Genomic DNA, 12,087 nt, shown 5'->3' with positions numbered 1-12,087 from the left:
ACTCCGGTTTCTGCGCTCCGTCCGCCTTGTTCCCGGGCTTCTCACGACAATTAATAGAGGTGCCCTTTAGCAAATATTTACCGCTGCACTTCGTGTTTTTCGGGTGATATGCAGCGGAACGTGAACTGAACAGGGGAGAGTGAGAATGCAGCGATACCTGATGATGTCGATTGTGCTTTTCTTCATGCATGCAGGGGCACTGCATGCGGCGGAATACCAGAATGTAGAGGTGAAAAAGCTTCTTACCGCCACCAAAACGACAACCGGCGGTGAGAAGATCAGATACCTCAAAAGCAAAAACCCCGAGGTTACCGCCCTCACGGTACGCATCCCTTCCGGAGGTTCAACCGGATGGCACAAGCACCCGGTCCCGGTTTACGCCTATGTGCTCGAAGGGAGGCTTACGGTTGCATTAAAAGACGGCAGATCCTTTACCTTCAACAAGGGAGATGCACTTGTTGAAGTGGTCAATACCTTTCACAACGGCACCAACTCCGGCCCTGAACCGGTCACCCTTGCCGTATTCTATACCGGTGCAGCGGGCCTGCAGAACGTAATCAAGGAGGAGCCTGCCGCCGCTCCGGCAACCCCATAACGCGGCAAGCGTTGCCCTTGAAGATGAACCCGCCCGGCGAAATCAACTACGCTCGGTACTCACTCCTCATACACCACAGGATCCGGTGAGTCGATCATGGGATTGAGACGAACCGCCAGAGAGAAAAGATAGGGGTGATCCTCCTTGAGATGCTGCATATAGAGGATCCACTCACGGATCAGATGAACGAAAACCCGCTTAATGTCCCCGTTGAGGTACTCTCTGTCGCTCGGTTGCATCGCTGATTAGCAGATTAGGGGACGTAAGTGACAGAGGTAAATAATAAATCATTTCCTATCTTCGTGGAAAGGAGCATTCATTGGCAGTCGTTTTGAGTGAACCCGTGAAGGAGAGTTACCCATGCCAAGAGGAGCGAGACTGGATGCGCCGGGATCGTTGCATCATGTGATGGTTCGCGGAATTGAGCGGACGGCTATTGTATTTGATGAACAAGACCGACAGGATCTATTATACCGGATTGGCAAAGCAGCAGAAAAAACAGGAACAGTGATATATGCCTGGTCGCTGATGACCAATCATGCGCATCTGTTGCTCAGAAGCGGATCGTCGGGTTTACCGACTTTCATGCGAAAGGTGCTGACGGGGTATTCGGTATCGTTTAACAAGAGGCATCATCGTACGGGGCATCTGTTCCAGAATCGATACAAGTCGATACTCTGTGAAGAAGAGCCCTATTTCGTCAAACTGGTGAGTTATATTCATCTGAACCCCTTGCGAGCCGGATTGGTCCATTCACTGGAAGAGCTGGATCGGTATCCGTGGAGCGGCCATAAGTCGCTTATGGGATTGACCAAATATCCCTGGCAGGAGACGGAGTATGTTTTGCAACAGTTTGGCAGTGCAGCAGGAAAGGCGCGGAAGCTCTATCTTGAGTTTGTTCGGGACCAAATCCAGCTTGGTCGTCAGCCGGAGTTAACGGGGGGGGGCTTGGTGCGTTCTGCAGGCGGTTGGTCTGAAGTGCTGTCGATGAGAAAACGGGGAGAGCGCCGGTTCAGCGACGAGCGGATACTGGGCAGCGGATCGTTTGTCGAAGAGGTGCTCGGAGAGGTGGGTGATGAACAAAAGGAGATGATGCCGGTGAGGATGAGGCAGGCAGATGCTCATGAGTTGATCGAACAGCAGTGTAAAGCAAGTGGACTGTCGATCGATGCCCTGCAGGGAGGGAGTCGAAGCAGAGAGTATTCTATGTTGCGAAGGGAGCTTTCGAGGAACCTGATTATCGAATTCGGATTGTCGCATGCAGATGTAGCACGAATGCTGGGGATTTCAAGGGCAGGCGTGAGTCAGATGTTGCTACGCTGACGAGCCGGGTTTTGGGCCAAATTTCGTTGTTCTTTTGATTTGTTACCTCCGTCACTTACGTCCCCTAAACTAATAAGAATAGATAAAAAATGTGCAATGGAGCGAAAACTGGCGGAGAGTGTTGTGGTGCTTGATTTCGAGACAACGGGCCTCTCGCCGGAGTATGGTGACCGGGCTATCGAGATCGGTGCGGTGCTGCTTGAAGAGGGGGAGATTGTCGGGCGTTTTCAGAAGCTGATGAATCCCGGTTTCCGGATAAGCCGGTTTATCGAAGGCTATACCGGTATCACCAATGCAATGCTCAAAGGCCAGTCCTGTTGTGAAGAGGTGATGGCCGAGTTTTCAGAGTTCATAGCCGGACGGAATATCGTTGCACACAATGCCTCATTTGACCGCAGGTTTCTTGATTTCGAGCTCAAGCGGGCGAAACGTGCCTATGAAGGCTCCTGCTGCTGCTCTCTGCTTGTCTCAAGAAGGATTTATCAGGACTCTCCGAACCACCGCTTGCAGACGCTGGTGACGCATGCGGGAATCACGCAGACCGGCGTGTTTCACCGCGCACTGGCAGATGCCGAGATGACCGCACAATTGTGGCTCTCCATGATCGAGCGGATTCGGCGGCTATACGGCATGCCGACAGTTTTCTTCGACCAGCTCTGTGAACTCTCAAGGGTTGATAAACTCTATACACACCGGTATCTTGCCAGCCTGGCTTCTGCGAAAACAGAAGAGGAGGGCGGGGATGTTCGCTCCTGACTGGCTGCTTGACAGAGCCATCACCCTGATCGAGCGGACACACCGGGTGGAACACCTGAAGAGCGATGAGCTGGCGGCTATGCTTGGCGGAGAAGATCCGCCGTTACTGTTTGACACCCGCACCGCAGAGGAGTATGAAATGAGTCATATTGCGGGCGCTCTCCGTCTTGATCAGGATATCTCTCTGGAAGAGTTCGAGGCTCGCTTTGCCCCCCTTGTATCTGGGCGCGACCTTATCGTTTACTGTTCGGTCGGCCAGCGCAGTTCGGATCTGCTCGAACGGGTGGAGAGTGCTTGCGCCAAGGCGGGGGCCGGGAACTGGCGCAACCTCAGCGGTGGCATCTTTCGCTGGTATAACGAGGGCCGTCCGGTCGTCAATGCAGGCGGTGTGACGGATGATATCCACCGCTACGATGCGATCTGGGGCATGATGGTTGAGCGCCGCCGGTAGCCTTGCTACGCACGGAACGGTCTTTGGAGGAGGGAGTAGAGCTGCTGATTCCGGGAGTCGCTTTCACCGTCAAGTCCGATTTTAAGATTGTCGAGATTCTCTTTCACAAGGAAGCTGCCGAACAGACGGTCCCAGAGCGAGAGCATGCTGCCGTAATTGGTGTTGTGTTCACTCATGAGCTTCGAGTGATGCAGGCGGTGCATCATGGGGGAGGGGATGATGAGCCGGGCCAGACGATCCAGTGCGGGCGGAATGGCGATGTTGCTGTGGTGGAACTCAATGACCGGTGTCATGAGGAGTGAGTAGAGCAGCAGGTGTTCGATACCCGCCCCCATCAGCATGAAGAGGGGGAGGCGCAACAGCTCCGAGAAGAGGATCTCCATCCAGTGGAAGCGCCAGCTTGAGGTGACATCGAGGGTGGTATCGCTGTGGTGTACGGAGTGGAAGCGCCAGAGCACGCTTGTTTCATGGTTAAGACGATGCCAGAGGTACATCCAGAGGTCGATAAGCAGGATGATCAGGATCGCTTCGGGAGCGGGCGGGAGGTTCAGCATCCCGATTCCCGGCCAGAGGCTTTTCGACCACTCCAGCATGAACGCCATGAGGATGCCCGAAGGGAGCAGGATCAAGAGGTTCAGGGCGGCCAGTGAAAGGTTGAGCCTGGCATGGAGGCCTCGCTTCTGCACAGAGGAGAAGAAGGGCTTAAACCCTTCGATGATCCAGAAGAGCACTCCGCAGGCAATGGTGGAGCCGTAAGAGAGTATGCGGAGGTCGGATAAGGAAAAGAGTTCTCCCATGCTGTTCATGATTGAAATAAGGGCACCTCTATTTATTTGTGACGAAACCCGATGACTGCGTTGGGCGGTGCTCGAAATCCTCATGTACTCCTTGTAGATTCCGGTTACTGCGCTCCATTCACCCGCTCACTCAAATCGCTCTTGACGATTTATCGTGATTCCCGACGATTATCCCCCATCCAGGAGGAGCACGTGAGGTGGTTGGTGCCGGCTTGAAGGTCAGCCTGCTTCTGCACTCTTTTTTGCCGGACGCTCGTACTTGAAGATGCAGACCGGGCTGCCGTATGCCTGACGGCTGAGAATCTCTCCCTCCATTTCCGGGAAAGCCCTGCGGGTCGCCTCCATATCAAGCTCGCAGATCACATGGCAGGGTATATCAAACCCGAACTCATTGCCTGCTTCCAGGTAGGGGCAGACCTTCTGTATTTCAAGGGCGGCATCGATATCACGGTTTGAGATGTCCACGGCCACCATATCCATGCCGATTGCATTGAAGATGGGGATGGACTTCCGGAACCCTTCGATGAGGGTCGGCAGTGCAAGCAGCGGTCCCATGCGCTCCTTCTGCAGCTCGGGGAACCCTTCGAGCATCGTCTCCCATGCCATCTCCTCTCCGAACTCATTGCTGAGCTCCCTGAATCTCGCAAACTTCTTTCTGGCGGATTCAAGTAACTCCGTGTTAGCGTTCTTACTCATGGATCTTCTCCTTGATTAACGTTCATAGCGTGCACTATTGCAAAGAGCCCTGTATAATTAATGTACGGGGTGCAGGGCGTATGTTCAAATATCAGGGAGCCTCATCCGGGAGCGGAGCTAAAAAGCCTTGCGTATAATCGCAGAATTTGCTGATCTTCAAGATAGAGGAGAGGTATTTTCAACCTTCACAACCGAGGAGCGGAGATGAGTGAACAGGTTCCCGAAATCTTTACGAAAAAAGTCGAAAGGCTGCTTATGCATGGAGAGCTTGAAGCGCGTATCCTGAAGTTTCTCGCATCCCGGCGTCTCTGTGTGCTTTCGACCAGCCGTGACAATGAGCCGCGTTCAACACCCATTCTCTTCCGCTCGAAGGGGTTCACCCTCTACATGGCCGGCGAACCGGGCCTCAAACTCGGCAACATCATGCAAAACCCGGATGTCAGCGTTGGTATCTTCGACCCGAAAGCGGAGTTCTCCGATGAGATAGAGGATATCACCGGCCTGCAGATAAGCGGCCATGCAAGGCTGATCAGCAGGGAGGATGCGGGTTTCAATGAGGCGTTCAAACTTTTTGGTCGTCCCCAGGCGTGGGCTGAGCACTGGTTCGGCAAGATGATTGAGGTGATACCCGACCGTATAGAGATCCTCTCCATGGGACTCAAACTTGAGGGGTATGCCGCAAGGCAGATATGGAGTGCAGCCGGGGAGAAAAAATGAGAGCCAATAGAGTGTCAGCGGCCTTTACCACCAGCCGCGTAGAGGAGACGCGGGATTTTTATCTCCGATATTTCGGGGCAAGAGTTACCTTTGATTGTGGCTGGTATATAAACCTTGAGTTCGGTACACCGGTCTCAACCCTGCAGTTCATGGCGCCCTTGAAGCCGGAGCACGAGCTGAGCAGTGGTGCGGGACTTATCTACAACTTTATGGTGGATGACGTTGATGAGGAGCACTTGCGTCTGACACAGGCAGGGCTGCATGTGGTTGTTCCGCTCGAAGACCATCCCTGGGGTGATCGGGGTTTTGTTGTCAAGGATCCCAACGGCATCTCCCTCTATATCTATTCTGATCGTGAACCTGACGAGGAGTTCAGGAAATACTTTATATAAGGGTGAGCTGACCGGCTCATTCATTCGTGAATGAAGAAAAGTTTTTGTAACCAACATTGCAGGGAAAATGGAAACAACGTATGAGGTGGGTGGCGATTTTTTTCGTGAAAAGATTATCGCCGCAATGTTTTATGGATTCCGTGCCATCAAAAATCCCGTATCCGTAACGGTTCATCCTGAACTGATGAAGCGGATACGGGACGATTTCAGCAAGAAGGTGACCGCGCCAAAATGTGTTGGCGGAGTGGAGCTGTTTTTCGGACTGCCGGTAATTGAGGATCCGTCAAAAGCAACTGATTATATCGCCGTAGAGTAAGGCCACTAAGAGAGCTCACCCTTCCCTCCGGATCACAAGCTTTTCGATTGCTCTCACGGCTTCATCCCGCAAGTTCCTTTTCCATTACTCAAACTCACGGTTTAACATCCTGGGCGACCCGCATCCGCATGATTCTGGTGGGATTGGAGACCATGCCATTGTTGAATTGTGAACCGGCCCTGACCTTGTCGACAAACTCCATTCCTGATACAACCTGCCCCCAGATTGTGTACTGCCCGTCGAGGAAGGGTGCCGGTGCAAAGCAGATGAAAAACTGGCTGTCGCCGCTGTTCGGATCAGAAGCGCGGGCCATTGAGACGGTGCCACGGATATGCTGCTGTCGAGAAAATTCCGCTTTAAGCTGCTGTCCGGAACCGCCTGAACCGTCGCCCTGCGGGTCACCGGTCTGGGCCATAAATCCGGGAATAACGCGGTGGAAGGAGAGCCCGTCATAAAACCCTTTACGGGTCAGCTCCTTGATGCGCGCTACATGGCGGGGGGCGAGATCGGGAAGCAATCGGATGACAACCCGGCCGGCGGGAAGGTCAAGGTAGATGGTGTTTGCGCGATCCAGTGCCGGTGCACCGTAAACGGAGAGAGGGAGCAGGGTGGCAAGAAGCCCGAACATGAGGGAAAGGGTTCGCAATGGTCTGTTCATGATGGGCAGTGGTTAGTTTTGGCTGCGTATGTTTTTGAATAATAGCATGAATGCTGAGAGAAGCAAAGTAAAATTGCAAGTGTACGGTTGATGATCGGTGAGCGGAGCATTGCGGGGTGGTCTGTTGAGAAGAGCTCGGCATGAGATTCTCCGATCTCATTTTTGTAACTTGCATGTACAGTGCAGTTTCCGGCTGAACGGCTAAACAGGGAGGAGATGATGACTATAATCAATTTCAGCGCTTTCAGGAAGTATACACTACCGGTTCTTTTTTCACTCATGCTGCTTGGCGGAACTCCCTCTGCCGCGTCACCACACACAGCTGCACCTTCGGGTGAAAAACTGCTTGACATGACCTATCCGTTTGACGAAAACACCATCTACTGGCCGACCGCCGAGCCCTTCAGGCTGACCAAACTGGAGTGGAAGGTTACTCCGGGCGGGTGGTGGTATGCCTCCAATAACTATGGAGCTGCCGAACACGGCGGCACCCATGTTGATGCCCCCGTACATTTTGCGGAAAAAGGCCGGACCATTGACCGTATTGCGATCGACGAATGGATCGGACCTGCGGTTAAAATTGATGTTGCTGCCGCATGTATGAAGAACAGAGCTTACCGCCTGACGGTAAACGATGTTTTGCAATGGGAGGCCAAACATGGCCGCCTGCCGGAGCATGTATGGGTACTCATGTACACCGGCATTGATACGAAATACTATCCCGACCGGAAACTGGTGCTTGGAACCCTGAAAACAGGAGCCTCGGCTCTTTCGGAACTGAGCTTTCCGGGCTTTTCGCCCGAGGTCGCTACCTTTCTTGTGAAAGAGCGGAATATCAAGGGAATAGGACTCGATACACCGAGCATTGATCCCGGCGACTCAAAGGAGTTTAAGGTGCATCGTATCTGTTTTGCGGCCGATAAACTCGCGATTGAAAATATTGCCGCCCTTGACAGACTGCCCGAAAAGGGGGCAATGCTCTATGTTATGCCGATGCTGATAAAGGATGGTACCGGCTCACCAGCCAGAATTTTTGCACTATTGCCGTAAAAGGGGAATAACCGGAGATCTTGACTATGTCATTTATTCACAGGGAGTCACATCGCTCGGATAGAATCGGCTGGCTTCGCGCTGCAGTGCTTGGAGCAAATGACGGCACCATCTCGACAGCAAGTCTCTTGATAGGCGTAACTGCTGCGGGATCTTCCGAGCAGAGTATTTTGCTGACAGGGGTAGCGGGTCTTGTCGCCGGAGCCATGTCGATGGCAGCGGGGGAGTATGTATCGGTGCAGTCCCAGGCCGACACCGAGGATGCTGATATTGCGCGCGAAAAGCGTGAGCTGGCGGAGGATCCGGAGCATGAACTGGAGGAGCTGACCGCTATCTATGTGAGTCGCGGACTTGAAGAGCCGCTGGCACTGCGCGTGGCGGTGAGCCTGATGCAGAAGGATGCTCTCGGAGCACATGCCCGTGATGAGCTCGGCATTACCGATACCCTGCGGGCACGGCCGATCCAGGCGGCTCTCTCCTCCGCACTCTCGTTTGTCGCCGGTGCGGTCATACCCATCGGAGCAGCTCTGCTTGCCCCGGCACCGTATATCGCCGAAGTGACCTCCGCAACCGCGCTGGTATCCCTGCTTTTTCTTGGTGGAATGGCAGCCTGGGCAGGCGGGGCATCGCTTCTGAAAGGAGCACTCCGTGTTGCCTTCTGGGGGGCACTTGCCATGGGGTTGACGGCGGGGGTGGGGAGGATTTTCGGAGCGGTCGTGTAGTTCATCGATACCTCAGTTGCGCGCTTCCATTGCTTCGTTTGTCCTGTGCTCAAAATCCTCATGTACGCTTTGTGAGCTCCGGTTTCTGCGCTGCCTTGCACGCAAATCGCTCATGACGATGTATAGCGTAGCACGTCATTATCGGGCTGCCTTTTTTGCCAATTTTATCGCGAGGTAAATTATTCGGCGCTCTTCTCTGTTTAGAATGCTGAGAGCATATACCATATACTTCATTGAACCAGACTGCAATGCTATGGCCCGATCAAAAGAGGAGTGGATTGAACTGCTTGAACACCGGCTTCCGCCGCTCGACAGGATTGCGGATCGCAACCGTGCCATCACCGCGCACTATGCCCGCTGGTATCTTGAGAAGCCAGAGCTCTTCAAGTGGAGCGGCATGGCGGCCTTTGCCTCGCGGCAGGTGGGTGTGGCGCTTGGGGTTTGCGAGCTGCTTCATGCTCCGGAGCACAGAGAGAGCACCGATGAGCAACAAGGAGGCCTCTCCTCATTTGATGCGGGTAAACTGTTGCAGAACAGCTTGAATAACCTGCTTTTTATTCCATCCTTCATGCATTCGGTTGCCGCTCAGCAGTTTTTTCTTGCAGACCTTGATCAGCTGCGGCTCGGTAACAACAATATTTTTGCCGATATCGGATGGGCCCATGCGCTTTTTCTCGAAAGCGGATTTGGTGCCGTGGAAAAATGCTGCGGCCCGAAGGAGCAGGAGTTTCTCTTTGAGGGTTTCAGGCGGATAGATGAGGGGAATCAGCTGATTGGTCGTGGAGTTGACGAGGAGCGGGCACGCGCACTCATATGGGAGGGCAATGTGCTTTTGCTGCGCCATGAACAGATCTCGACATTGCAGCCGATTTTTGATGCTATCAGCCAGCAGGGGAGGATTCTAATCTCCTTCGGCAGCGAGCTTGATTTTTCCGGAGGAGTCAGAGCCTCATTTTCAACCTACTCGGGTTATTTTGAAACCCTGACCGGCATGAAAAGTGTTACCGATTCCCGCCATCGCTGGCAGTGGATCGAGCATGATGTGCTTCCGGCATGGAAGCGCATGGAGTGCACCTTCTGCGAAGGTTCACCCCTGAAAAGGGAGCTTGAGGTGTTCGCAGCGATGCCTTGAGTTACCGTTTCTTTCCAACCGGGGCGAGGTAGATGGTGAACTCCTCCTCTCCGTCAATATGCAGCAGCCGGTCCATTCCCTCCTGGTCGTAGGCTGCAATGGCGCAGGTGCCTGCGTTTATTGCCTCGCAGGCCAGGTAGAGGTTCTGGCAGACGTGACCGGCGTCAAGGGCGATCACTTTGTGGGCGGCCAGACCGTATCGCCACTCCATGCGATAGGGGATTACTGTCCAGATGAAGGTGACGGCGGCATCTCCGGGGAATGGCTGGCCGAGCGCAGCTCTCGTTACCCTCTCTTCCAGGTGTTCAACCTGCTGTTCCAGGATGAGCTGGTGTTCAACAGGCTGGTAGCGGTAGATCCCTTTTTCAAGACCGGTGACGTTCAATATGCAGAGCAGGGTTTCAAAAGCGTGGCGGCATCCTGCTGAGGGTACTGTTCTCAGGGCGTGGCCAGCATCGAGTTTGAACTTTATTCCCTGGGTAGCCCAAAGCAGGAAGGAGAGTTCCTCAAGGCAGAGGGGGAGATCGCTGTAGGTGCGGCAGCTTTCACGGCGCCCGATAGCGGTTTTGAGGTCGATATTGCCGATATCCTTCAGGCTTCCGATTTTCGGAAGCTCTATGGGATGAACATCCTGCCCGCAGGGTTTTTCAATTGGCGGGGGTGGAATCCGGCGGTTCTGGTCGGTTTGGGAGAAGTCGACCTGCTGACGGATAGTGTCTTTGAGGAACGATCGGGCTGCTTCAAGGATCTCTTGCTTCATAAAGGGGGGTCTTTGTACGGTTTATCCTTCTCTTCAAAGAGTACCTTCCAAAGCGGACAAAGGTTCCCGTGCTTCGGCCGATTTCAGAATAGATTGAAGCGGGCTCAAGGGGATGCAGAAGGGGTGGGTTTCAGTGCATAAGAGAGCGTGCAGCACGATATGAACTATGCGCTATGCGCCGCGAAAAAGACAAACGCCCTGAACCGTGAGGATAAGGGCGCTTGGCTGGTATCGTGAATGTGCTTACTTTTTCGGTGTGATGGCCGAAGAGATGCCGTTTGCTACATTCTGGACAAGCTGCAGGGCAGTGTTGGCCGTGTTTGTGACGATGTTGACACAAAGCTCTGTGCATGACTGGACGACCGTCGATGCAGAAGATACGCTGCTGGTCAGGGTGTCAGCAAGACTCTGTACCAGAGCGCCGAATGCATTGAAGAGGTCGGAAAAGACGCCGCCATTTTCGTTTGCCATAGTTGAAGGGTTGTTTATGTTTATGAGGTGAGTTGTACCGGTAAAAAAAAATTGGTGTAAAACCGCCGGCAGCTTCCTGAAAAAAAGTGCCTTGCAGCCATCAGGGTAAATATAGTATAAATGATCTTCCGGTCTGCAAGGGTTGTGTTGTTTTGGCGGCGAAAAGTCCGTTTATTTATTCACTGATTATTGCCCGGAGTACTTTTTTTCTGCCGATTATTGATCGTGCAATGGAGGTTTAGGGGAATAGCTGAAGCTTTATCGATAGGTTGTTCACCGGTAAAGCGGGCATACAGGGGTATGCGGTAAGGGTAATGAGAGGGGGCGTTACCGATTGATTCAACAAACAGGGAGAAGGGGCATGATCACAATTCTGAATCGGGTTGACATTCTCTTTGACAGCCTGGAGCACTTCTGGGAGCACAAACGCACCGAACGGGCAGCGGCCAACCTCCTGATTATAACGTTTCTCGGAGCACTTCTTCTGATCGAGTTTCGCCGTCAGGGATGGCTTCCGGATGCCCTGGCCTCAGTTATGCCCACAAGCCACTATTATGCCATCAATATTGCCTTTTCCATGCTGCTTGCCATTGAAGTACTTGCCCTGGTATTCAGCCTTGCGAACTCGGTTTCGGATTCGGTCGGCAAACAGTTCGAGATTCTTTCGCTGATTCTGCTGCGGCACTCGTTCAAGGAGATCATCTACTTTAAAGAGCCGCTTATCTGGGCAGAGGCCCCGGAGCCGGTAATGCATATCCTCTCCTATGCCGGCGGCGCGCTTTTGCTCTTTCTCCTGCTCGGACTCTATTACAAACTCCAGAAACACCGCGTATTGAATCAAAGCATCGCCGTTACAACCGAGTTTATCTCATCAAAAAAATTAGTATCCCTGCTGCTTCTCTGTATTTTCAGCGGAATGGGTATTGCCGATGCGCTCCTTTATCTGGGCGGGGAGCCTGTATTTGATTTTTTTGCACTCTTCTATACGATTCTTGTTTTCAGCGATGTGCTGCTGGTACTGGTTTCGCTCCGCTACAGTTCAAACTATCAGATTGTATTTCGTAACTCCGGGTTTGCCGTGGCCACGGTGGTTGTGCGGCTTGCACTTACCGCTCCGCCCTACATTGCTGTGCTTCTCGGTGTCGGAGCAATGCTTTTTGCCATCGGCATCACCTTTGCCTACAACAGATTTGAAAAAATCAATACACACGCAGAGCTGTCATGAGTTTCTTGCTCTTGTGGAGTGCTCAA

17 protein-coding genes are annotated in these 12,087 nt (G+C 53.1%); 11 read left to right on the top strand and 6 right to left on the bottom strand.

The annotated features are described in order from the left end of the window. Positions 1-145: 145 nt before the first annotated feature. The gene (locus tag BOO20_RS05190) at positions 146-595 is read left to right on the top strand and encodes a cupin domain-containing protein (RefSeq protein ID WP_076791110.1); all 450 of its coding nucleotides are present in this window, start codon (positions 146-148) and stop codon (positions 593-595) included. A gap of 59 nt (positions 596-654) precedes the next feature. On the opposite strand, the gene BOO20_RS05185 is transcribed toward BOO20_RS05190, so the two are convergent. Next, positions 655-834: a hypothetical protein gene (locus BOO20_RS05185; protein ID WP_144277119.1), complete on the bottom strand. Its 180-nt coding sequence runs from the start codon at positions 832-834 to the stop codon at positions 655-657. Positions 835-955: 121 nt separating this feature from the next. Between BOO20_RS05185 and BOO20_RS05180 the strand changes: the two genes are divergently transcribed. The 3 genes from BOO20_RS05180 (at position 956) to BOO20_RS05170 (ending at position 3,125) form a co-directional block, all read left to right on the top strand. Continuing rightward, on the top strand, positions 956-1,918 hold the full coding sequence (locus tag BOO20_RS05180; protein ID WP_076791108.1) for a transposase: 963 nt from the start codon (positions 956-958) through the stop codon (positions 1,916-1,918). 96 nt (positions 1,919-2,014) lie between these two features. After that, positions 2,015-2,674 carry a PolC-type DNA polymerase III gene (locus BOO20_RS05175; protein ID WP_076791107.1) on the top strand — a complete coding sequence of 220 codons (660 nt, stop codon included), beginning with the start codon at positions 2,015-2,017 and terminating at the stop codon, positions 2,672-2,674. Further along, positions 2,661-3,125, top strand: a complete 465-nt coding sequence (locus BOO20_RS05170; RefSeq protein ID WP_076791105.1) for a rhodanese-like domain-containing protein — start codon at positions 2,661-2,663, stop codon at positions 3,123-3,125. Before BOO20_RS05175 ends, BOO20_RS05170 begins: the two co-directional genes overlap by 14 nt. A gap of 5 nt (positions 3,126-3,130) precedes the next feature. On the opposite strand, the gene BOO20_RS05165 is transcribed toward BOO20_RS05170, so the two are convergent. Both BOO20_RS05165 and BOO20_RS05160 read right to left on the bottom strand, forming a co-directional pair. Next, positions 3,131-3,922, bottom strand: coding sequence for a sterol desaturase family protein (locus tag BOO20_RS05165; RefSeq protein ID WP_076791104.1), 792 nt, complete (start codon positions 3,920-3,922; stop codon positions 3,131-3,133). Between the two features lie 219 nt (positions 3,923-4,141). Next, positions 4,142-4,618 carry a transcriptional regulator gene (locus BOO20_RS05160; RefSeq protein WP_076791102.1) on the bottom strand — a complete coding sequence of 159 codons (477 nt, stop codon included), beginning with the start codon at positions 4,616-4,618 and terminating at the stop codon, positions 4,142-4,144. A 204-nt stretch (positions 4,619-4,822) separates the two neighbouring features. Here BOO20_RS05160 and BOO20_RS05155 point away from each other — a divergent pair, with 204 nt between their 5' ends. The 3 genes from BOO20_RS05155 to BOO20_RS05145 all read left to right on the top strand — a co-directional run bounded on the left by BOO20_RS05155 (position 4,823) and on the right by BOO20_RS05145 (position 6,043). Continuing rightward, positions 4,823-5,335: a pyridoxamine 5'-phosphate oxidase family protein gene (locus tag BOO20_RS05155; protein ID WP_076791101.1), complete on the top strand. Its 513-nt coding sequence runs from the start codon at positions 4,823-4,825 to the stop codon at positions 5,333-5,335. Continuing rightward, positions 5,332-5,727: a VOC family protein gene (locus BOO20_RS05150; RefSeq protein WP_076791124.1), complete on the top strand. Its 396-nt coding sequence runs from the start codon at positions 5,332-5,334 to the stop codon at positions 5,725-5,727. Before BOO20_RS05155 ends, BOO20_RS05150 begins: the two co-directional genes overlap by 4 nt. A gap of 67 nt (positions 5,728-5,794) precedes the next feature. Beyond that, positions 5,795-6,043 carry a hypothetical protein gene (locus BOO20_RS05145; RefSeq protein ID WP_076791099.1) on the top strand — a complete coding sequence of 83 codons (249 nt, stop codon included), beginning with the start codon at positions 5,795-5,797 and terminating at the stop codon, positions 6,041-6,043. A gap of 94 nt (positions 6,044-6,137) precedes the next feature. On the opposite strand, the gene BOO20_RS05140 is transcribed toward BOO20_RS05145, so the two are convergent. After that, entirely contained in the window at positions 6,138-6,701 is a 564-nt protein-coding gene (locus BOO20_RS05140) for a peptidylprolyl isomerase (RefSeq protein WP_076791097.1), read from the bottom strand. A gap of 216 nt (positions 6,702-6,917) precedes the next feature. Between BOO20_RS05140 and BOO20_RS05130 the strand changes: the two genes are divergently transcribed. The 3 genes from BOO20_RS05130 to BOO20_RS05120 all read left to right on the top strand — a co-directional run bounded on the left by BOO20_RS05130 (position 6,918) and on the right by BOO20_RS05120 (position 9,605). Further along, positions 6,918-7,751: a cyclase family protein gene (locus BOO20_RS05130; RefSeq protein ID WP_233120888.1), complete on the top strand. Its 834-nt coding sequence runs from the start codon at positions 6,918-6,920 to the stop codon at positions 7,749-7,751. Between the two features lie 26 nt (positions 7,752-7,777). Further along, positions 7,778-8,473 carry a VIT family protein gene (locus BOO20_RS05125; RefSeq protein ID WP_076791092.1) on the top strand — a complete coding sequence of 232 codons (696 nt, stop codon included), beginning with the start codon at positions 7,778-7,780 and terminating at the stop codon, positions 8,471-8,473. A 253-nt stretch (positions 8,474-8,726) separates the two neighbouring features. After that, a complete protein-coding gene (locus BOO20_RS05120) occupies positions 8,727-9,605 on the top strand; it encodes a hypothetical protein (RefSeq protein WP_076791090.1) in 879 nt (292 codons plus the stop codon). A gap of 1 nt (position 9,606) precedes the next feature. On the opposite strand, the gene BOO20_RS05115 is transcribed toward BOO20_RS05120, so the two are convergent. Both BOO20_RS05115 and BOO20_RS05110 read right to left on the bottom strand, forming a co-directional pair. Next, complete coding sequence (locus BOO20_RS05115) at positions 9,607-10,365, bottom strand: SagB/ThcOx family dehydrogenase (RefSeq protein ID WP_076791088.1); 759 nt, start codon at positions 10,363-10,365, stop codon at positions 9,607-9,609. Between the two features lie 243 nt (positions 10,366-10,608). Further along, the gene (locus BOO20_RS05110; protein WP_040433469.1) at positions 10,609-10,836 is read right to left on the bottom strand and encodes a hypothetical protein; all 228 of its coding nucleotides are present in this window, start codon (positions 10,834-10,836) and stop codon (positions 10,609-10,611) included. 361 nt (positions 10,837-11,197) lie between these two features. Between BOO20_RS05110 and BOO20_RS05105 the strand changes: the two genes are divergently transcribed. Next, positions 11,198-12,061 carry a hypothetical protein gene (locus BOO20_RS05105; RefSeq protein WP_076791086.1) on the top strand — a complete coding sequence of 288 codons (864 nt, stop codon included), beginning with the start codon at positions 11,198-11,200 and terminating at the stop codon, positions 12,059-12,061. Positions 12,062-12,087 lie beyond the last annotated feature (26 nt).

The sequence above is a fragment of the Chlorobium sp. KB01 genome, from assembly GCF_001975465.1.
Taxonomy (GTDB): Bacteria; Bacteroidota; Chlorobiia; order Chlorobiales; family Chlorobiaceae; genus Chlorobium.
This window is presented reverse-complemented; position numbering and strand designations above follow the sequence as displayed.

Bases quoted from the DNA above. Each gene is read 5' to 3' on its own strand.
- BOO20_RS05140 (WP_076791097.1), bottom strand. From the start codon at position 6,701: ATGAACAGACCATTGCGAACCCTTTCCCTCATGTTCGGGCTTCTTGCC.
- BOO20_RS05155 (WP_076791101.1), top strand. From the start codon at position 4,823: ATGAGTGAACAGGTTCCCGAAATCTTTACGAAAAAAGTCGAAAGGCTG.
- BOO20_RS05175 (WP_076791107.1), top strand. From the start codon at position 2,015: ATGGAGCGAAAACTGGCGGAGAGTGTTGTGGTGCTTGATTTCGAGACA.
- BOO20_RS05190 (WP_076791110.1), top strand. From the start codon at position 146: ATGCAGCGATACCTGATGATGTCGATTGTGCTTTTCTTCATGCATGCA.
- BOO20_RS05165 (WP_076791104.1), bottom strand. From the start codon at position 3,922: ATGGGAGAACTCTTTTCCTTATCCGACCTCCGCATACTCTCTTACGGC.
- BOO20_RS05160 (WP_076791102.1), bottom strand. From the start codon at position 4,618: ATGAGTAAGAACGCTAACACGGAGTTACTTGAATCCGCCAGAAAGAAG.
- BOO20_RS05125 (WP_076791092.1), top strand. From the start codon at position 7,778: ATGTCATTTATTCACAGGGAGTCACATCGCTCGGATAGAATCGGCTGG.
- BOO20_RS05105 (WP_076791086.1), top strand. From the start codon at position 11,198: ATGATCACAATTCTGAATCGGGTTGACATTCTCTTTGACAGCCTGGAG.
- BOO20_RS05145 (WP_076791099.1), top strand. From the start codon at position 5,795: ATGGAAACAACGTATGAGGTGGGTGGCGATTTTTTTCGTGAAAAGATT.
- BOO20_RS05110 (WP_040433469.1), bottom strand. From the start codon at position 10,836: ATGGCAAACGAAAATGGCGGCGTCTTTTCCGACCTCTTCAATGCATTC.
- BOO20_RS05170 (WP_076791105.1), top strand. From the start codon at position 2,661: ATGTTCGCTCCTGACTGGCTGCTTGACAGAGCCATCACCCTGATCGAG.
- BOO20_RS05150 (WP_076791124.1), top strand. From the start codon at position 5,332: ATGAGAGCCAATAGAGTGTCAGCGGCCTTTACCACCAGCCGCGTAGAG.
- BOO20_RS05115 (WP_076791088.1), bottom strand. From the start codon at position 10,365: ATGAAGCAAGAGATCCTTGAAGCAGCCCGATCGTTCCTCAAAGACACT.
- BOO20_RS05180 (WP_076791108.1), top strand. From the start codon at position 956: ATGCCAAGAGGAGCGAGACTGGATGCGCCGGGATCGTTGCATCATGTG.
- BOO20_RS05120 (WP_076791090.1), top strand. From the start codon at position 8,727: ATGGCCCGATCAAAAGAGGAGTGGATTGAACTGCTTGAACACCGGCTT.
- BOO20_RS05185 (WP_144277119.1), bottom strand. From the start codon at position 834: ATGCAACCGAGCGACAGAGAGTACCTCAACGGGGACATTAAGCGGGTT.
- BOO20_RS05130 (WP_233120888.1), top strand. From the start codon at position 6,918: ATGATGACTATAATCAATTTCAGCGCTTTCAGGAAGTATACACTACCG.